General features: G+C 69.3%; 1 protein-coding gene. It reads right to left on the reverse strand.

The annotated features are described in order from the left end of the window. A partial coding sequence (locus tag ACZ92H_RS29650; protein WP_465051997.1) for a KR domain-containing protein occupies positions 1–309 on the reverse strand: 309 nt, incomplete at both ends.

The following is a 309-nucleotide window of genomic DNA, read 5'->3' on the forward strand; positions in this document are numbered from 1 at the left end:
GGCCTTCCGCATCCGTATGCGACAGCAGGCCGCTGCGCGCATACGCCGCGCTGCCAATCTCGCCAAAGCCCGTCTCTTTCCAGCTGGGCCACTGGATGCTCTGCAGCGCGAAGCCCGCCTGCTGCGCCTCGGCCACGTAATCCATGTAGGCGTTGGCCATCGCATAGTCGCTCTGCCCCGCTGCCAGCGCCGGCAGCAGCGCCGAGACCGACGAGAACAGCACGCAAAAGCGCGGCGCATCCTGCGCCAGGCACGCGAGCAGCACGTCCAGTCCCGCCACCTTCGGTTCCAGCACCCGCGCCACGGCCG

It is taken from the genome of Janthinobacterium foliorum, from assembly GCF_978021625.1.